General features: G+C 60.9%; 15 protein-coding genes and 1 pseudogene. 12 read left to right on the forward strand and 4 right to left on the reverse strand.

The window, feature by feature from the left end; genetic code table 11:
- Positions 1–126 precede the first annotated feature (126 nt).
- From EWR20_RS04445 to uvrB, 4 genes are all read left to right on the forward strand, one after another.
- The gene (locus EWR20_RS04445) at positions 127–834 is read left to right on the forward strand and encodes a FadR/GntR family transcriptional regulator (protein ID WP_165000952.1); all 708 of its coding nucleotides are present in this window, start codon (positions 127–129) and stop codon (positions 832–834) included.
- Positions 831–1,796 (forward strand): D-erythronate dehydrogenase, encoded by a 966-nt coding sequence (denD, locus tag EWR20_RS04450; protein ID WP_129359452.1) that lies wholly within the window; start codon positions 831–833, stop codon positions 1,794–1,796. Before EWR20_RS04445 ends, denD begins: the two co-directional genes overlap by 4 nt.
- A gap of 200 nt (positions 1,797–1,996) precedes the next feature.
- The gene (locus tag EWR20_RS04455) at positions 1,997–2,491 is read left to right on the forward strand and encodes a hypothetical protein (protein ID WP_129359453.1); all 495 of its coding nucleotides are present in this window, start codon (positions 1,997–1,999) and stop codon (positions 2,489–2,491) included.
- 223 nt (positions 2,492–2,714) lie between these two features.
- Entirely contained in the window at positions 2,715–4,862 is a 2,148-nt protein-coding gene (uvrB, locus tag EWR20_RS04460; protein WP_129359454.1) for an excinuclease ABC subunit UvrB, read from the forward strand.
- 91 nt (positions 4,863–4,953) lie between these two features.
- Here uvrB and EWR20_RS04465 read toward each other — a convergent pair whose 3' ends face one another.
- Entirely contained in the window at positions 4,954–5,559 is a 606-nt protein-coding gene (locus tag EWR20_RS04465) for an NAD(P)-dependent oxidoreductase (protein ID WP_129359455.1), read from the reverse strand.
- Between the two features lie 105 nt (positions 5,560–5,664).
- Between EWR20_RS04465 and EWR20_RS04470 the strand changes: the two genes are divergently transcribed.
- Positions 5,665–6,051, forward strand: coding sequence for a winged helix-turn-helix transcriptional regulator (locus EWR20_RS04470; RefSeq protein ID WP_238147583.1), 387 nt, complete (start codon positions 5,665–5,667; stop codon positions 6,049–6,051).
- 90 nt (positions 6,052–6,141) lie between these two features.
- Here the strand turns inward: EWR20_RS04470 and EWR20_RS04475 are convergent, their stop codons facing one another.
- Both EWR20_RS04475 and EWR20_RS04480 read right to left on the reverse strand, forming a co-directional pair.
- Positions 6,142–7,713: a metallophosphoesterase gene (locus tag EWR20_RS04475; protein WP_129359457.1), complete on the reverse strand. Its 1,572-nt coding sequence runs from the start codon at positions 7,711–7,713 to the stop codon at positions 6,142–6,144.
- Positions 7,714–7,724: 11 nt separating this feature from the next.
- Entirely contained in the window at positions 7,725–9,062 is a 1,338-nt protein-coding gene (locus EWR20_RS04480) for an MFS transporter (RefSeq protein ID WP_129359458.1), read from the reverse strand.
- Positions 9,063–9,327: 265 nt separating this feature from the next.
- Between EWR20_RS04480 and EWR20_RS04485 the strand changes: the two genes are divergently transcribed.
- Together EWR20_RS04485 and EWR20_RS04490 are read left to right on the forward strand one after the other, a co-directional pair.
- A complete protein-coding gene (locus tag EWR20_RS04485; RefSeq protein WP_129359459.1) occupies positions 9,328–10,935 on the forward strand; it encodes a long-chain-fatty-acid--CoA ligase in 1,608 nt (535 codons plus the stop codon).
- Positions 10,936–11,020: 85 nt separating this feature from the next.
- A complete protein-coding gene (locus tag EWR20_RS04490; protein WP_129359460.1) occupies positions 11,021–12,046 on the forward strand; it encodes an LLM class flavin-dependent oxidoreductase in 1,026 nt (341 codons plus the stop codon).
- 75 nt (positions 12,047–12,121) lie between these two features.
- On the opposite strand, the gene EWR20_RS04495 is transcribed toward EWR20_RS04490, so the two are convergent.
- Positions 12,122–12,394, reverse strand: a complete 273-nt coding sequence (locus EWR20_RS04495; protein ID WP_129359461.1) for a hypothetical protein — start codon at positions 12,392–12,394, stop codon at positions 12,122–12,124.
- A 274-nt stretch (positions 12,395–12,668) separates the two neighbouring features.
- On the opposite strand from EWR20_RS04495, the pseudogene EWR20_RS04500 reads away from it, so the two are divergent.
- The 5 genes and pseudogenes from EWR20_RS04500 to EWR20_RS04520 all read left to right on the forward strand — a co-directional run.
- A pseudogene (locus EWR20_RS04500) lies at positions 12,669–13,646 on the forward strand (TerC family protein); the annotation flags it as partial.
- Between the two features lie 247 nt (positions 13,647–13,893).
- Positions 13,894–15,093, forward strand: coding sequence for a TerC family protein (locus EWR20_RS04505; protein ID WP_129359463.1), 1,200 nt, complete (start codon positions 13,894–13,896; stop codon positions 15,091–15,093).
- A 159-nt stretch (positions 15,094–15,252) separates the two neighbouring features.
- A complete protein-coding gene (locus tag EWR20_RS04510) occupies positions 15,253–16,461 on the forward strand; it encodes a M20 family metallopeptidase (RefSeq protein ID WP_238147584.1) in 1,209 nt (402 codons plus the stop codon).
- Positions 16,461–16,778 carry a hypothetical protein gene (locus EWR20_RS04515; protein ID WP_129359465.1) on the forward strand — a complete coding sequence of 106 codons (318 nt, stop codon included), beginning with the start codon at positions 16,461–16,463 and terminating at the stop codon, positions 16,776–16,778. Before EWR20_RS04510 ends, EWR20_RS04515 begins: the two co-directional genes overlap by 1 nt.
- Positions 16,775–18,229, forward strand: a complete 1,455-nt coding sequence (locus EWR20_RS04520) for a sodium:solute symporter family protein (RefSeq protein WP_129359466.1) — start codon at positions 16,775–16,777, stop codon at positions 18,227–18,229. Before EWR20_RS04515 ends, EWR20_RS04520 begins: the two co-directional genes overlap by 4 nt.
- Positions 18,230–18,283: the final 54 nt, after the last annotated feature.

Here is an 18,283-nt window from a genome sequence, read left to right on the forward strand (position 1 = left end):
CATCGACTTCTACTTCCGGCCAGAGTGACGCGAGCCATCACTGGCTGTGATCAGATATCTGATAAGTGTAGCTTTTTGTGCAATACTGTCAACCAGTTCACACATGCGTCTTCCAAGGAGTCACCAGTGGTGAAGAATCTCGCCGACCACGTCAGTCGATCGATCCTGGACCGGATTGCCCAAGGTGTCGTGTCCGTGGGAGACGAATTGCCGCCCGAGGGCGTCCTGGCCGACGAACTCGACGTCTCCCGACTGACCATTCGCGAAGCGATCAAGACGCTCGCCGGGCGAGGGGTGATCACGGTGAAACACGGCAAACGGAATCGGATTGCCCCCGTCGAGAACTGGGATCTGCTCAACGTGGAGCTGATGGAGTTGCGCGGTCGGATGCGCGGCGAGAGTCGAAACCTCGTGGAGCAGTTGACCGAGGTCCGCGAAATCGTGGAAATCGGAGCAGCCGAACTCGCCGCGGCGAGGATCACTAACGAACAGCTGAAGCTCATGCGGGAGCAGGTCGAGATTATGGTCGAGGTCGAGAACAGCGACGGCGAACCCGACGTCGCTCGCGCTGTGGAAGCGGACATCGCATTTCACGGGGTAATCATTGAGGCCGCAGGCAACGAATATCTTGCCGCGACTTACCGTCCGCTGGAAGAGGTTCTGCGCGCCGTGCGCATGGAGACCTCGTCGACGCGGAAAGTGCGCAACGACGCGATCCATTGGCATACAGAGATTTTGAAAAAGCTGGAAAACAAAGACAAAGAGGGCTCGCGCGAGGCCATGAGGTCGCACATGCGCCAGACCATGGGAGCCGTCAGAGAGGAAACGGAATGAAGATCGTCGTGACCGGGGGCGCAGGGTTCCTTGGGAGCAGGGTCATTGCGGAGCTGCTGAAGCGACAGGATGCTGGGAACCTTGGGTTTCGTTTCGATCGCATCGTGTCTCTGGACTTGGCCGAGAATCGGAGCGAGGACGCTCGGGTGAGCTCGGCGGTCGGGGACCTCGCCGACCCGGACCTGCTGGCCGAGATCATTGGCGAGGACACGGTTGCCGTCTACCACCTGGCCGCGGTGCTGTCGGGCGGGTCGGCGGAGAACTTCGATTTGGCTCTGCGGGTGAACCTCGACGGGACGCGCGAACTGTTGGAGGCGGCCCGGAGGGCAGGCAATCGGCCCCGTTTCGTGTTCACGAGTTCATTGGCCGTCTTCGGTGGTCAGATGCCGGAAATCGTCGAGGACACTTGGGCCGAACAGCCCGATTCGACGTACGGGGCTTTCAAAGCCATGGGGGAGCTGCTGGTCAATGAGTACTCACGCAAGGGATTCGTGGACGGCCGGATCTGTCGTCTGCCGACCATCTCGGTCCGGCCCGGCAAGCCGAACTCTGCGGCGTCGTCCTTCGCTTCGGGAATTATTCGGGAACCATTGAACGGAATCGAGTCCGCGTGCCCGGTACCCCATGAAACCCGGATGTGGCTCTCTTCCCCGGATGCCGCCGTGTCCAACCTCGTCCACGCGCTGGAAATCTTGGGAGAGGAGATCGGTGCGTGGCGCGGTATGAACATCCCCGGCATCTGTGTGACGGTCTCCGAGATGCTTGCTTCGCTCGAACGCGTCGGTGGCTCACGGGCCAGGGCCCTGGTCACCGATCAACCCGACCAACAGGTTATGGACATCGTGTGCTCCTGGCCGGGTGAGTTCGCGGTGGATCGTCTCCTGGAGCTTGGCTTCGTCCGGGACGACAACTTCGACGACGTCGTCCGACAGTACAAGCAAGAGTTCATCGACCAGAGCTGAGCTCGGGCTCTGCCCCAGGAGCCGGTTTGCCCAACGCAAAATCTAGCTACGTTCTGTTCTTTGCCCTAATCCAGGTCCTGGCCCAGTCATGTGGTGTTCTCCTGTTTGACGTCGGGTTGTACGCCAGCCCCCGTCTGGCCCGGGTTCTTGCCACAGCGAGGTGAATGGCCCAGGGAACTCTCAGCAAATACAGTGGTTGCATGCGTATTTTGCCGAAAGTAGCCGTCCCGTCCCTGGCCGTTCTTCTCCTTGCCACCGGGTGTGGCGGTTCGACAGGTGCCAGCTCTTCTGGGTCGCCGACGCAGGGTTCCGCCTCGTCCAGCGAGTCTTCCTCGAGTCCGGCTGAGAATCCCACCCCGACAGGGGCGTCGGAGTCTGCGCCGGCAGGCCCGGGTTCGTTGACCGTGACCACCGGCGACGGTGAACAGCAGTTCACTCCGAACGTGGTTCATTGTGCTTCCGGCGATGGCAGTATTCGACACCTGATGGCCAGCGTTGATAACCAGCCGCCATTGCTCAAGGTCGAGGACGAGGGCGGTTTGTTCGTGATGTACAAACCCCAGCAGCAGGGGAGGCCATATAAGGCCAAGCAGCCGGAGGGGATTCAATACACCGCTGATGGGATAAAGGCCGATCATGCCAACGTTGGCGGTGCCACGATCAACGGTCAACTGCATTGCACCGACGGGGTCTAGGCCCGGGTAACTTATGCCCTGGCATCCTCCGAGTTGATGAATCTGACGCTGCCTGACTACTCCGCATACGGTTCGCGAACCGGCCTGTCGTAGACAGTGCTGGCCGGCACCCCGACGTGGGAAGAACCGGGACGCATAGGGGAGGACCGTCGTAGGAAGGAGAAGACATCAGCCTCAGGCGGATCTATCGAACATTCTTACGAATCGGAGTAGCCTGGGGCGTATGAGTCTGGCACAGGAGATCAACCGCGTCGTCGCGCCATTTGAGGTCATTTCCGATTACAAGCCCGCCGGTGATCAGCCACGGGCCATCGCCGAATTGACCGAAAGAGTTGAAGGCGGCGAGAAGGACATCGTTCTCCTGGGTGCCACGGGTACCGGCAAGTCCGCGACGGCGGCCTGGCTCGTCGAGGCGGTTCAGCGGCCCACGCTGGTCATGGTCCAGAACAAGACCCTCGCGGCCCAGTTGGCCAATGAACTTCGTGAGCTCTTGCCCAATAACGCGGTCGAATACTTCGTTTCGTACTACGACTACTACCAGCCCGAAGCCTATGTTCCCCAGACGGACACCTTCATCGAAAAGGACTCTTCGGTCAACGATGAGGTCGAGCGTTTGCGACACTCCGCGACCAACGCGTTGCTGACCCGACGCGACGTCGTCGTGGTCTCCACGGTGTCCTGCATTTACGGTCTCGGCACGCCTGAGGAGTACGTCAACCAGATGGTGACGCTCCGCCAGGGGGACGAAGTCGACCGCGACGACCTGCTCCGTCAGTTCGTCAACATGCAGTACGCACGCAACGACATGGACTTCCACCGGGGTACTTTCCGCGTTCGTGGAGATACCGTCGAAATCATCCCCATGTATGAGGAGAATGCGATCCGCATCGAGTTCTTCGGGGACGAAATCGAGTCGATTCATACTCTTCATCCGCTCACGGGCGAGGTAATCCGGGAAGAGAATGAGATGTACGTCTTCCCCGCCTCGCACTACGTGGCCGGTGCGGAACGCATGGCTCGTGCGGTCGAAGACATCAATAACGAGCTGGGGGAGCGTCTCAAGGAACTCGAGGACCAGAACAAGCTCGTCGAGGCGCAGCGGCTGCGAATGCGCACGACCTACGATCTCGAGATGATGGAGCAGATGGGCTTCTGCAACGGTATCGAGAACTATTCGAGGCACATCGACGGACGTGGGGCCGGCTCGGCCCCGCACTGTCTGCTAGATTATTTCCCCGACGATTTCATGCTCATCATCGACGAATCCCACGTGACCGTGCCCCAAATCGGTGGCATGTACGAGGGAGACATGTCCCGCAAACGTACGCTCGTGGAGCACGGCTTCCGTCTGCCGTCCGCGATGGACAACCGTCCCCTCAAATGGGACGAATTTCTGGAGCGCATCGGCCAGACGATCTACATGTCGGCCACCCCGGGCAAGTACGAGATGTCTCAAGCGGACGGGTACGTCGAACAGATCATTCGCCCAACCGGTCTCGTGGATCCGGAGATCGTCGTCAAACCGACCAAGGGGCAGATCGACGATCTCCTGGACGAGATCAGGCAACGAGCGGGCCGGGACGAACGCGTCCTGGTGACGACGCTGACCAAACGGATGGCCGAGGATCTCACGGATTACCTCGTCGAGCACGGGGTCAAGGTCCAGTACCTGCACTCCGACGTCGATACCCTCAAGCGCGTCGAACTCTTGCGTTCCTTGCGTCTGGGCGAATTCGATGTCCTGGTCGGCATCAACCTTCTTCGTGAGGGCCTGGATTTGCCGGAGGTATCGCTCGTGGCGATCCTGGATGCGGACAAGGAAGGGTTTCTGCGTTCGACGACCTCGCTCATTCAGACCATCGGCCGTGCTGCCCGTAACGTGTCCGGTCAAGTCCACATGTATGCGGATAAGATCACCGATTCGATGGAGACGGCGATCGAGGAGACGAATCGTCGTCGGGAAATCCAGGTCGCGTTCAACAAGGAGCACGGCATCGATCCGACGCCGCTCCGCAAACGCATCGCGGACATCACCGATCAGATCGCCCGCGAAGAAGAGGATACCCAGGAGCTCTTGGCCAAGCGCGCCGCGGCCAATGATCACACGGCTCCGGTCAAGGGCAAGGGCAAGAAGTCCAAGTCCGCCGACGCCGATCGGGACAACGCGACGTTGGCTGCCGTCGAGAAAATTCGCAAGGACGGTCTGGCGGCGGCTCCTGCCGAGGACCTGCTGGAACTGATTGAGCAAATGAACGAGCAGATGCGCAACGCCGCGGCCGAGCTCCAATTCGAATTGGCGGCTCGATTGCGTGACGAAGTCTCTGACCTGAAGAAAGAACTGCGCCAGATGCAGCAGGCGGGTCACGCCTGATCTGACGGTGGGATCACGCGCGGACGTCTTGAGGGCCGGTTCGGATGACCGGGCCCTCAGGGGGGGGGCGTCGGAGAACGCCCAAGCGGTACTAGTTCGCCACGGTGAAGCGTTTGCCCTGATGCGACTGCGATTCGGCCTCATCGACAATTGCGACCGCGAAGTCTTCGGCGGATACCGAGTCCCCCGCGGGCCGGTCCAGTTCGGTCTTGTATGCGCCGGTTCGCTCGCCCGGGGCGATCATCGGCGCGGGAGCCAGCATCGTCCAGTCCATACCGTGTGAGGACACGTAGTCACGGTAGACCTCCGCGAAAGCATCAGCTTCCGTCTTGAACTGCGCCGGGAACCCCTCCGTGTCCTTGAGCATAGTGTTCTCGTCGGCGTAGAGAGCGCCGGCGCCTCCGACCACAAGGAACTTGCCCTCTGGCCCTGACGCCAACAGATTGCGGTGGTTCTTGATGTCGTCGGCGTAGTCGCCGGTGCGGCCGCTGACCACGGTGATGACGGTGTAATCGTGTCCGGCAATGACCTCGGTGACCGCGGCAGTGTCCGCGAGATCCAGCGCGCGGGCCGACTGAGCGCCTTCGACCTCCTTGCCGCTGCGCGAATACGCGTCCACGGTATGTCCCCGCTGAGCGGCTTCCGCGACGGTGCGGTATCCGACCATTCCTGTGGCTCCAATGACTGCGATCTTCATGATTCAACCCTTTGCTGGTAGATGTGCCGGCGGCTCTTGCCGACCACGTACCCAAAGAGTATCTTTTTGATACCGAGTACCTCAAGGAAACTAAGGAAAGCAATTTTGGCTACAAATGTCTCTTCCCCGGAACGCGAGTTCGACATCATGGACCCGCACTGTCCGTCGCGGACCGTGCTCCGTCACGTGACCGATCGTTGGACGCCCCTCATCGTCACCAGCCTGGGAGAGGGGCGGATGCGGTTCACGCAGTTACGGGACAGCATCGGGGGAGTGACCCCAAAGGTACTGACACAGACCCTTCGATCGATGGAACGAGACGGTCTCGTCACTCGCCATGCGGCCGGTTCCGTGCCTCCGCGGGTCGACTACGAGCTGACGGAACTCGGCCGGAGTCTGGCCGAGCCCATCGACGCCATGCGCCGCTGGGCGGAGAGCAGCGCGGAGGCCATTATTCGATCCCGGATGCATCACGACTCCTCGAAGGTGTGAGGTCTCGCCCCTCGATCGTCTGCCGCTGGCCTAAGGATACGCTCACGGTCTCGACCGTGCAGGCCGGGCGCCGTGAGGCACGCAAGTGCGCTAGATGGCTACGAGGAGGTCAACGTTGCGATCATCCCGTGTGCCCTCCGCATGCAGTCCACCGACGGAACCTGTGTCGTTTGCGCCGAGCTCCCGATGCAAGGCCGCCAGGTTTTCGAGCCCACGCGTGGAGGTCGGCGACTCGGGGATCTGCGAGTCGACCATCGTCGTCCGGATGCGTACCACACTGTCGGATACGAAGATCTGAACTCCTCGGAATTGCACCGGCCACTCCGAAATGGCGGCCGTGGAGACCTCCCAGAACCCGTTCTCGGGTGCGCGTCCGGGTCGCGGCGTCACCTTGTTGACGTGCGTGTGGCCGGAGAGCCACAGGACCACGTTCGGGTAGCAATGAAGTAGGGCCTCGACGTCGTCGGCCAGATGCAAGGTGCCTCGCGAATCGCCGATCCCGTAGTCGTTGTTCAGCGTGGACAGACCGTGATGTGAAGCCAGAACTACGATCCGGCTTTCGGCGGCGGACGCGTCGAGCTGATCCCGGAGCCACCGGAACTGCGTATCGTCGACGCATCCGTCCACGTGACCGGCCGTATTGGTGGTGTCCAGCACCAGGATCCGCACGTCGTCGTTCGGATCGTGGGCGTAGTAGGTCACGCCGTCGTGCAAATTGACATCCGTGAATCCGTGGCCGCGCGGCGAACCGGGAGAGTCGAGGTGTGCTCTGACGTAGTCACTTTTGCTCCATACGGTTCGGCCATCCGAAGGGTCGATGTCTTTCGTGGGTCCGCGCGTGGACCACATCGGATCGTTGACGTACGCCGGGGTCTTGGCGCCCTCCGGGGCCGAAGCGGCGTCGAGCTCAATCGGCTTGCGCGGCCCCGACAGGAAATCGTCCAAACCCGCGGGAAGCGACGCCCGCCCTTGGACCAAGCAGTCGTGGTTCCCGAAACAGGTCAACCAGGGCAAACCCAAGCCGTCCGTCCCAAAAGACCTCGTTGCTTCGGACAGCGCGCCCGGAGCGTCGGGAAACCCGAATTCGGTCTTGTACCTGTCCCGGGAAGACGGCTCCGGGTTGTAGTATTGCGGATCGTCCATCCCTACCGGCGCATCCTGGAACTCCCGTGATCCTGCGGCCGGTTTGACGACGCCGCCCGTCAAAGACCGCAGGTACGCCTCGATCTCATTGCGTTGCGAGGAATCGGAGTTGTCGCCGGTCGTGAGCGCCAGGTCCCAAATATCCGGTTGGGCTTCGACCAGGGAATTCATCGCTCGAACCATGCCTTCGATCGCGTGGTACTGCAAGAACTCCTGAGGCCGGTAGGAGGGAGTCATCCCCTTCCAGTCCGGCTGGCCGTCGAGCTTCTGCAGGAACTCGAGTCGGGCGGGAGAGGCCAAGTCCGCCAGCTGAAAATCGGTGAAATGGACCAGGCCCAGGACCTGCGTGCCGGCGTCGGGCCAGGCGGCATTGGCCGGCATCAGGTCCGTGCGCGCGGTATGCGGCTCGCCCGGACCGGGGTGGAGACGGCGGAAGGGAGCGGCCGCGTCCGGAATGACCCGTCGCGAACTGGTGGTCGCGAATCCCTGGGACGTTCCGGCGTTGTCCCGGTCAGACATGTGCTTGCTCCTTACGAGTTGATTTCTTCCAGGCCGCGATTCTTGGTCTCGGGGGCCATGAAGACGCAGATCAGCAGTCCCGCCAACCCTACGGCCGCGAAGACCCACAGAGCCACGTTGTTGCCCCACGCGGCGACCATATTCGGAAAGGCGACGACGCCCAGGATCGAACCGATACGGCTTACTGAGGTCGCCAATCCGGATCCCGTGGCTCGGAGCTCGGTAGGGAAGAGCTCCGTCGGGTAGACGAAGTTGAGGATCCCGCCTCCGGAATTTGCGAAGAGAACCGCGACGCTGAACAGGACGATCAGGAAGATCAGGTGCGGGTTCACGGTCAGTGCCAGAACCGCAAGGGATACCGTCAGCCCGGCAAAGGACGTGATGATTAGCGGGCGCCTTCCCCATGAATCCACGAGGTTCATGCCGATGACGGATCCGACCAACCCCAGCACGGCCACGATTCCGGAACCCACGATGACCGCGACCTGGTTTCCCTGAGTGAACGGCGCAAGGATGGTCGGGGTGTACATCGAAATCCCGTAGTAGGCCGTGGCATAGCAGAACCAGAATCCACAGACGAACAACGTCCTGTTCCGCTGGCGACCCGTGAAGAGACTCAGTAGACGTGCCGTGCGGGCGGGGGCGTGAGCAGGGCGGGTGGCCTCGGCCTCGACCTCGTGGTGGCTCGGGCGCACCCCGGTGACTTTCTCGACGACGTCCTTGGCGTCCTCGAACCGGCCGTGGGCGACCAACCACCGTGGAGATTCCGGAAGCGTCACACGGAAAATGAAGACGACCAGGGCGAAAATTGCGCCGATCAAGAGCATTGCTCTCCAAGCGAAGTCGCCCAAAGGCAAAGTCAGGAGACCGACGAGGTAGGCAACCACGGCCCCGACGAACCACATGGCCCCGAGAGATGTCGAGAGCTTGCCGCGTCCGTTCTTCGGCGCGAACTCGGAAACCAGGGTCGCGGAGATCGGGTAGTCCGCGCCGATGCCGATGCCCAGCAGAAAACGGAAGACGACCAACCACCAGAGGTTCGGGGAAAACGCCGTGAGGACGGCGAACAGGACGAACGCCAGGAGGTCGATGACGTACATCGCTTTCCGTCCGAACCGGTCCGTTAGGTTGCCCAGTGATACGGCACCGATGAAGGAACCGATGATGGCGCTGCTGGTCAGGATGGATTTTTCGCCGGCATCGAGGCCCCATTCGCCGACGATCATCGGCATCGCAACGGCGATGATCGTCAGATCGAAGCCATCCAGGAACACCCCGCCCGCAGAGAGGAGGGTGACTTTTCGCTGGAACCTGCGTGTTCTCGGGCTGTCGAAGCCATCGAAGTTCATCGGCGTTTCCTTTGAATCGGGGAGTGCGCTGATTCGCACCTGACTTGGTGAATGCTAGGGGACCGCCGGGGGCGGAAAGGGAGCTGGCATCAAAGAAGAGGTACCGGCTTTATGAATTGTTGGTGAAAGCAGGAAAGTCTCGAAGGGACTGCACAGCGTCATCAACCCGTATAGTTGGACAAAATTTAGGGCGTGGGTCACATCATAGGTGATGCACGTGGCGCCGAGGAAAGGGGCACCATTGCTCTACGGACATCCGTCAACCATGGCTGACAATTACCAACTCAATGTGACGACCATGCTCCGGCACGCGGCGCGGACCTTCCCGGAAACGGAAGTCGTCTACAAGGGAGCAGCCGGTACATGGGAGCGTTCGAATTACGCGACCGAAATCAAGCGCGTATCTCAAATGGCGCACGCTTTGGCCGAAGCAGGGGTCCAGGCGGGCGACGTCGTCGGCGTCATGGACTGGAACTCGCGACGGCACATGGAACTGTACTTCGCCCTCCCGGGACTCGCGGCAACCCATCTGCAACTGAACCTCAAGCTGTCCCGCGAAGATCTGACGTACGTGGTGAAGCACTCGGGGGCGCAGTGGGTCGTGGTCGACGAATCCCTCCTGCCGATCGCAGAAGGAATCCAGGGGGCCGGAGACGTCAGGGGATGGATCATTCTCTCGGACCGGAGAGGGTCCGAGATATCGACGAATTTGGCGAACCCGATTTACCTCGAAGATCTCATGTCCACTCAGCCCCAGGAGTATGCCTGGGAGGAGATCGAGGAGGCGACCGCGGCCTATGCCGGATATACGACCGGAACCACCGGGCGTCCGAAAGGGATCTTCTACTCACACCGCGCCGTCTGTCTCCACGCTTGGGCGCTCCACACGTCGCTGAGCTTCACCCATCGAGACTGTTTGATGCCGGTGACCCCCATGTTCCACGTTATGACCTGGGGATTCCTCCACGCGGCCGTCTTGGCGGGCTCGAAACTGGTGATGCCCGGCCAATATGCGGCTACCGAAGTCGAAGACCTCGCCGAAGCGTTGGTCCATGAAGAGGTGACGATCTCCAACGGTTCGCCCGCGATCTGGACCCCGATTCTCGAATACTTCCGCCACCGCCCCGAAGCCGTGGATCTCGAAGGGTTGCGTGTGGTCGTGGCCGGTTCCGAACCTGCGCTCGCGCTCATGAAAGGCTTCCAGGAAACCGCGAACGCTGACATCGTCCATGGTTACGGCGCCTCGGAGACCTCGCCCATCGTGGCGATCAACTGGATTCGCAAGCGTTCGCTCGAAGGGCTGAGCGACGACGAATGGTGGGATCTGAAGCGTTCGCAGGGTCTGCCGAGCGCCGGTACGGACATCAAAATCGTCGCATTGGACGGCACGGAGCTCCCGCACGACGGCGAGTCCGCTGGCGAGGTCTATTACAAAGGCCCGTTCATCACGCAGGAGTACTTCAATCGTCCCGAATCAGCGGATTCATTCGCCGACGGATGGTGGCGATCCGGTGACGTCGGGGTGATCGACGCGAACGGATACCTCAAACTGACCGATCGCCTGAAGGACGTCATCAAATCCGGCGGTGAGTGGATTTCTTCGATCGATATGGAAAACGCGATCCTGGACAATCCGCGTATTGCAGAGGCGGCCGTGATCGGGGTTCCGGACGAGAAATGGGATGAGCGCCCCGTGGCGTATGTGGTCCCACGCGGCGGAGAATCTGTCGAGGCCGATGACGTCCGGTCCACGCTGTTGACCAGATTCGCCAAATGGCAGCTGCCGGACAAGGTTGTGGTCGTCGACGAACTTCCCAGGACCTCCGTCGGCAAGCTCAACAAGAAGAAGCTTCGGGCCGATTACATCTCGTGACCTTCCGCAGGAGGCAGGCGGAATAGTTCGGTACGCTCACGGTTGAGATGTAGATACGCACTGTTTCCGGTTCTCAAGGAGTCGCATGCCTGCCAACGGTTCTCCCCTCAAACACCTCGGATTCCTCCACATCGCTCCGTTCAGCCCGGAGAACCCGTCCCAGGGGTTCGCAGATGCGATCGACCTTTTTCGCCACGCCGAGACCCTGGGGTTCGACTCGGGGTGGTTGCGTACACGCCACATGCAGTACGGGGTCACGGCTCCCGGCGTCATGCTCGGTGCGTTGTCGCAGGCCACAGAGAGGATCGAGCTCGGAAGCGCGGTGATTCCCCTCGAATTCGAGAATCCGTACCGATTGGCCGAGGACCTGGGGGTTGCTGATCTTCTGACCGGCGGGAGGCTCCGTCCCGGGCTGAGCGTTCATCCGCCGCGCTTCGATGACGCCGTGAACAGGACCGTATTCGGTCCGGGCTGGGAAGCGGATGATTACGGGTACGAGAGGATCATGCGTCTGATCGGCCTCCTCCAAGGGAAGAAGATCCGCGACGTCGGACCGTACGAAGGCTTCGGCGGGAACTTCGATTCCGAGACGGTTCAGCCTCTCAGTCCGGGCCTGGTCGAGAGGCTCTCCTACGGTTCAGGGTCGTTGAAGTCCGCACGATGGGCCGGCGAGACGGGCCTGGGCTTGTTGGTGAGCAACATCGGTTCGACGGAGAACGGCATCCGCGATTTCGATGCCGCCCAGGCCGCTCTGATCCGTGCTTATCGTGAGGCCCTGCCGGAGCAGAGGCCCGGCCGGGTCGCGCAAGCGCGCGTCGTCGTCCCGACCGATGAGACCTCACCTGAACAGCGCGCTCGCTACGAGGAATACGTCCAACGTCGCACGCCTCGAACCCGAAAGGTCTTGGGGGAGAAGACGATCATAGCGATGGACCGGATGGGAAGCACCGGACAGATCGTCGAGCAGCTGAGATCCGATCCCTCGTTCGAGGCCGCAGACGAATTCATCGTGGAGCTGCCGTTCGAACTCGAGCCCTCGGACTGGCGGCACATTCTCGAACAATGTGCGACGAAGATCGGCCCGGCACTGGGGTGGGAGCCACGGCTCTAGAAGCGGGTTTCGGGGTCGTACACAAAACCCCCGGGGTTCTGCCCCCGGGGGTTCTCGTGCGTTCTATCGGAAGATCTATTTGGACAGCTGCGCGCGATCGGCGCTGTGGGAACCCTCGATGGCTTGGAAATGCTGCAGTTCTTCCTTTTCGGCGCGGGTTGGTTTGGCGGCGGCGTAGATTCCGGCAAGGGCCAGGAGGACGGCCCATACGAGCAAGAACCCGATGGTCCAGTCAACGAACTGGCCGACGGTTCCGTCGCTGGGAATGCTCCAGACGAAGAATGCGGCTCCGGCGACGAAAATTGCTCCGATGATGTAGCGGCGGGCGCGGATCCAAGGAGTGCTCATGGGACTGGTGACCTTCTCTCGAAATCGGTGGGTGACCTCGCTATATAGGGTACCGAATCATCCCGAATGCGGCGCACTCGAGCCGAAAACCTGCTCGGAAGGCGCGGGGATGCCTGTACAGTTGCACTCTGAGCAAGGGAGTATCCCCTCGATCTCGTGAACGTCAGCACGTCAGGTGCCGAAGCCTGGCCGGGCACGAGGCTGCAGCCCCCGTGATACGGGTGTGAGCGGCGGGAGAGACTTGTGAGGTTTTCCGTGCCCACAAGGAGGCTTTGTGGAAGTTTCATCTCTTCAATGGATCGTGACGATCGTCGTGATCCTGGCCCTGCTCGCTTACGACTTCATTTTCCACGTTCGCAAGCCTCACGAGCCCACGATCAAGGAAGCCGCCCTGTGGACTTCGTTCTACGTCGCGGTTGCCCTCCTCTTCGGGCTCTTCATCTTCTTCTGGGACGGTGGAGACTTCGCCGTTCAGTACTACGCAGGATTCGTCACGGAACAAGCCTTGTCCGTGGACAATCTGTTCGTCTTCCTGATCATCATGGCCTCTTTCAAGGTCCCTCGGGCCGACCAGCAGAAAGTCTTGCTCTTCGGCATTGTCGTCGCACTGATCGCGCGAACGCTTTTCATTTTCATCGGTGCCGCGGCCATCGATCGATGGGCCGCGCTGTTCTACGTTTTCGGTCTGTTCCTGATCTATACCGCGGGTAATTTGGTCAAGGACGAGGTCAAGGACGGCGGGGACGGCGACGAGGCCAATAACGTGATGGTTCGTTTGGCGAAGCGCTTCCTCAAGACAACGGACGAATACGACGGTGACAAACTTTTTACCGTCGAAAACGGCAAAAAAGTCATGACGCCGATGCTTCTGGTCATGGTCGCGATCGGCCTGACCGACATCATGTTCGCGTTGGATTCGATCCCCGCGATCTTTGGCCTCACGCAGGAGACGTACATCGTCTTCACGGCCACGGCCTTCTCGCTCATGGGACTGCGTCAGCTGTACTTCCTCATCGATGGGCTCCTGGATCGTTTGATCTACCTGTCCTGGGGTCTTGCCGTGATTCTCGGTTTCATCGGAATCAAGTTGATGCTCCACGCGCTCCATGAGAACAACCTGCCGTTCATCAACCACGGCGAGCCGGTACACGTCTTCGAGATCACCACAGGGATCTCCCTGGCCGTGATCGTGGGCGTGCTTGCCATCACGGTGCTGGCGTCGCTCTACAGCCCCAAGGGCAGGGCCTTGCGGCGGGAAGCGCGAGAGAACCCGGCGGAATGAGATCGTCCGGGAGGCGAGGCACGGAGCACATGGACTAAGGACCTGGCCTCCCGTAGGGTTGTCTAGTGAAGCAAGGGAGTATCCCTCAAGACCGTGCACGTCAATACGTCAGGCGCAGAAGCCTGGCCGGGTACGGACCACGTCACAGGGCGGCATCGGCCGTCGGCACACGTGGGGGAGAGACTTGTGCCGTTCAACGCACGCACAAGGAGTTCCTGTGGAGATTACCGCTATTCAGTGGGTCGTGACCCTCGTGGTCATTCTGGCCCTTTTGGTCTACGACTTCTTTTTTCACGTGCGCAAGCCGCACGAACCCACGATCAAGGAAGCGGCCGTATGGTCCGCGGTCTACGTGGGTATTGCTCTGCTCTTCGGGCTGGTGATCATGGCCTTCGACGGTGGTCAGTTCGCCGCAGAATACTACGGCGGGTACATCACCGAGAAAGCACTGTCGGTCGACAACCTTTTCGTCTTCCTGATCATCATGGCCTCGTTCCAAGTGCCCCGAGCCGATCAGCAGAAGGTGCTTCTCTTCGGCATCGTCTTCGCCCTGATCGCCCGAACGGCCTTCATCTTCGTGGGTGCGGCCGCGATCAACGCTTGGGCCTGGGTCTTCTACCTGTTCGGTATCATCCTCTTGCTGACCGCCGGGAACCTGATCAAGGGTGAGGTCGCGGACACCGGAGACGACGACGAGGCGAACAACATTATTGTTCGGCTCGCCAAACGCTTCATGCACACCAGTGAGAACTACGACGGTGACAAACTGTTCACCCTCGAAAATGGCAAGAAGGTCATGACGCCGATGCTGCTGGTCATGGTGGCCATCGGCGGCACCGACGTCTTATTCGCTCTCGACTCGATCCCCGCGATCTTCGGTCTCACCCAAGAGCCCTACATCGTCTTCACGGCCACGGCCTTCTCGCTCATGGGCCTGCGCCAGCTGTACTTCCTCATCGACGGTCTGCTCGATCGTCTGATCTATCTTTCGTGGGGCCTGTCCATCATTCTGGCGTTCATCGGTGTGAAGCTCATCCTGCATGCGTTGCACGAGAACAATCTGCCCTTTATCAACGACGGCGAGCCGGTACATGTGATCGAGGTCGGTATCGGAATGTCACTGGGCGTGATCATCGGGGTCCTGGTGCTGACGGTCCTGGTTTCGTTGTACAGCCCGAAGGGCCGCGCATTGCGCATCATCAGCGGCACCGAGAAGGCCGCGAGCGACTATCTCGACTTGCCGGAGGACGCCTCGGAGGAGAAGCGTTCCGAGCTGCACGGGCGGCTCACGGAATACCAGAAGAAACTTGCGGGACTTCCTGATCGCACAAAGGACCAGTTGATCGACTCCGAAGCCAAATTCCGGGATCTGCTGACCCGGGCTCATGGGCGGCACCAGGACCACCTAGAGAAATAGGCCGACCGACGCGGGTTCGCGTGGGCGGGGCGGGGATGAATCCCCTCCCGCCCACGTCGTGTCGAGGTAATAATTGCTCTGCCACGGCGAGGCATTTCTGTCGCCGCACTCCTCCTGCTTAGTCTGACTATGTTTCAGATCACGATTCGAGGAGGCGCAGTGGTTGCGCAAAGCGTCGTCGCCGACGTCGAAGAGACGAAGAAGTCCGCCCAACGAACCGCCCAGAGTGTTTCCGGCGAGGTGCTGTCCTTGAGCCACAGCATCCATGCGGAACCGGAGGTGGCTTTCGAAGAGGTCGAAACTTCCCGGAAAATGGTCGATCTCCTGAAGCATCACGGATTCTCGATCGAAACCGGAGTCGCCGACCTGGAGACCGCCTTCGTCGCCAGCTACGGCAGTGGCGAGCTCATCATCGGCATTTGCGCCGAGCTCGATGCGCTGCCCGGGGTGGGGCACGCTTGCGGGCACAACATCATCGCTTCCGCAGGTGTGCTGGCCGGTTTGTCACTCGCTTCGGTGGCCGATCGGATCGGAATCACCGTCAAGGTTTTCGGGACCCCTGCCGAAGAATTCGGCGGAGGCAAGATCTTCATGCTGCGCGCGGGAGTGTTCGACGGCGTCCACGCCGCCATGATGGTCCACCCAGGGAGCGAAGAACACGCCAGCCACCTCACACGGTCCGTCGTGGATCTGGAAGTGAAGTACACCGGCCGTCCTGCTCACTCGGCCATGGCTCCCTTCCAGGGCATCAATGCTGGGGATGCCGCAACCGTTGCGCAGGTCGCCATCGGCCTGTTGCGTCAACATCTTAGGCCCGGCGAACTCGTGCACGGGATCGTGACTTCCGCGGGCGATGCTCCCAACGTGGTGCCACATCACTCGTCGCTGCTCTACGACGCTCGCGCCAACACGATCGCAGAGCTCGAAGGCCCGGGCGGGGTCAAGGAGAAAATGATCCGCTGTTTCGAAGCCGGAGCCGTGGCCACAGGCTGCGACGTCGAGATCAAAGACGAATGGCCCGCATTCTCGGAATTCCGCAACGACGATCCCATGGTTGCCGCCTACCGGCGCAACGCGGAAGCCCTCGGACGGGTATTCACGGACGCCCCGATGGACCAGCGCATCCGCGAGGCCGGATCGACCGACATGGCCAACGTATCCCTCGAAATTCCGGCAATACACCCCAGCATTTACGTTGAGGCGGACGGTGCGACATGTCACCAGCCCGAATTCGCCCAATACTGCGTCAGCCCGAGCGCCGACCGGGCCGTGATCGACGGCGGTACGGCGATGTGCTGGACCGCGATCGATATGGCCGCCGACCCCGATCAGCGTCAACGTCTGTTGACCGCGCGAACGGAGTCCTGATGAGTGCCTCCGAGCAAGCCACGGCGGGCCGTCGGCGGAAAGCATCGACCGGTCGCAAGACACTGTGGTGGTGCGTGTGTCTGGCTCCCGTGCTCGCCGCGTTCGTCCTCCAATGGCTGCCCATCCTCAACGGACCCCATCTGTTCCTCGGCCTGCCGACGATCATGTGGTGGACCTGCATCCCCGGAAGCCTGATGATCAGTTTGGTCTTGGCGATCGTGGAATTCACTCGGACGGATTCTTCCTACGAAGAACTCCTCGACCACCAAGCCGTGCGGCGTGCGGAAGCACAGGAAAACCGGGGTGAGCAGTCATGAGCACCATCGCATGGGTCGCCTTGGGCGGAATCCTCGTCATTGCTCTGCTCGGCTTCATGGGTCGACGCAAACCCGATCTCGACCTCGCGGAGTGGACCGTCGGCGGGCATAAATTCGGCGTAGCCACCACGTGGCTGCTGCAAGCCGGAGAGGTCTTCACTACCTTCACTTTCCTGGGAACCGCCGGACTCGTGGTTTCCGGCGGGGCGGCATCGTTCTACTCGATGCCCTACGTCCCGCTGGGCTATCTCGCGCTGTATTTCCTGGCCCCCAAGATCTGGCGCATAACCCGCTCCCGTGGACACCTCACGCAAGCCGATTTTCTGGAAGACGCGTATTCCTCACGCGCCTTGGGAATTCTGGTGGCGATTTCGGGCGTCGTTTTCTTATTGCCGTATCTCCAGCTCCAGATCACGGGGCTTGGCCTGATCGTCCAGCTGGTCACGGGCAACCATTCGATGGGTGCGTGGTCGATGGTGATCGCTTTCGTCCTGGTCGTGGCATTCGTCCTGTGGTCCGGGCTGAGGGGAGTGGCGACCACCGCGTATTTCAAGGACGTACTGATGATCGTGATGCTTTTTGTCATCTGCATCGCGGTTCCCATCCACTACACCGGCGGCTTCACCAATGCTTTCGAGATAGTTCGGGAAAAGATGCCGGAGATGCTTTCGGTCCATGGCACACAGGAATACGGGATTCCCTGGTACATCTCCAACATGGCGATCAGCGCCATCGGCGTGGCCTTTGCGACCATGCCGCACAACTGGCCCCCGATCATGTCCGCGCGGAATTCCACGGTGCTCCGACGGAACTACTTGTGGCTTCCTTTCTACAACACCTTGATCGTGATGCCCCTGGTCGTGGGGTATGTGGCTCTGGTGGTTCTGGGAAGCAACGCGGATCCGGACAGTTCTCTGCTGGAGCTGGCCTCGGGAATGTTCCCGGATTGGCTGATGGGCGTTGCCGCCGTGGCCGGAATCGCGACGGCGATGGTCCCTTCGGCCTCGTTGCTCATTGCCATCAGCACTCTGGTCTCCCGCAACCTGGCGCGTGCCCGATCCGAGAAAGCCCAGTTCACAATCACGCAGATCACGGTCGTCGTGGCGACCGGTCTGGCCCTATTCCTCTCGATCGTAATGCCGGACCTCTTGGCGAATCTCTTGCTCCTGACCTTCTCTGGATTGGACCAGCTGGCCCCCGCGATCGCGGCCGCATTGCTACTCCGGAAGAAGATCGGAGCCTCGTCGATTCTGGCGGGCGCGGTCGTGGGGCTCGCGATCGTGATCGGATACACCTTCTGGTGGACACTGCCTTGGGCCATCAGCGAAGGGATCATCGGTTTGGTCGCGAACGTCCTAGTGGTCGTGGTCTTCGAAGCCATCCGCCGGAGCACCCGCAAGGCTCCTGCCGAGGCGCCGATCACGAGGGTCTCGGAGGTCCTGGAAAGCTGACTCGCTTAAGTTGTCAGTCGCCCTTCCTAGGATTCGAATATATATTCGAATAAG

Source organism: Rothia uropygioeca (assembly GCF_004136585.1).
Lineage (GTDB): Bacteria > Actinomycetota > Actinomycetes > Actinomycetales > Micrococcaceae > Rothia.

Bases quoted from the DNA above. Each gene is read 5' to 3' on its own strand.
- denD (WP_129359452.1), top strand. From the start codon at position 831: ATGAAGATCGTCGTGACCGGGGGCGCAGGGTTCCTTGGGAGCAGGGTC.
- EWR20_RS04455 (WP_129359453.1), top strand. From the start codon at position 1,997: ATGCGTATTTTGCCGAAAGTAGCCGTCCCGTCCCTGGCCGTTCTTCTC.
- uvrB (WP_129359454.1), top strand. From the start codon at position 2,715: ATGAGTCTGGCACAGGAGATCAACCGCGTCGTCGCGCCATTTGAGGTC.
- EWR20_RS04465 (WP_129359455.1), bottom strand. From the start codon at position 5,559: ATGAAGATCGCAGTCATTGGAGCCACAGGAATGGTCGGATACCGCACC.
- EWR20_RS04475 (WP_129359457.1), bottom strand. From the start codon at position 7,713: ATGTCTGACCGGGACAACGCCGGAACGTCCCAGGGATTCGCGACCACC.
- EWR20_RS04480 (WP_129359458.1), bottom strand. From the start codon at position 9,062: ATGAACTTCGATGGCTTCGACAGCCCGAGAACACGCAGGTTCCAGCGA.
- EWR20_RS04485 (WP_129359459.1), top strand. From the start codon at position 9,328: ATGGCTGACAATTACCAACTCAATGTGACGACCATGCTCCGGCACGCG.
- EWR20_RS04490 (WP_129359460.1), top strand. From the start codon at position 11,021: ATGCCTGCCAACGGTTCTCCCCTCAAACACCTCGGATTCCTCCACATC.
- EWR20_RS04495 (WP_129359461.1), bottom strand. From the start codon at position 12,394: ATGAGCACTCCTTGGATCCGCGCCCGCCGCTACATCATCGGAGCAATT.
- EWR20_RS04515 (WP_129359465.1), top strand. From the start codon at position 16,461: ATGAGTGCCTCCGAGCAAGCCACGGCGGGCCGTCGGCGGAAAGCATCG.
- EWR20_RS04520 (WP_129359466.1), top strand. From the start codon at position 16,775: ATGAGCACCATCGCATGGGTCGCCTTGGGCGGAATCCTCGTCATTGCT.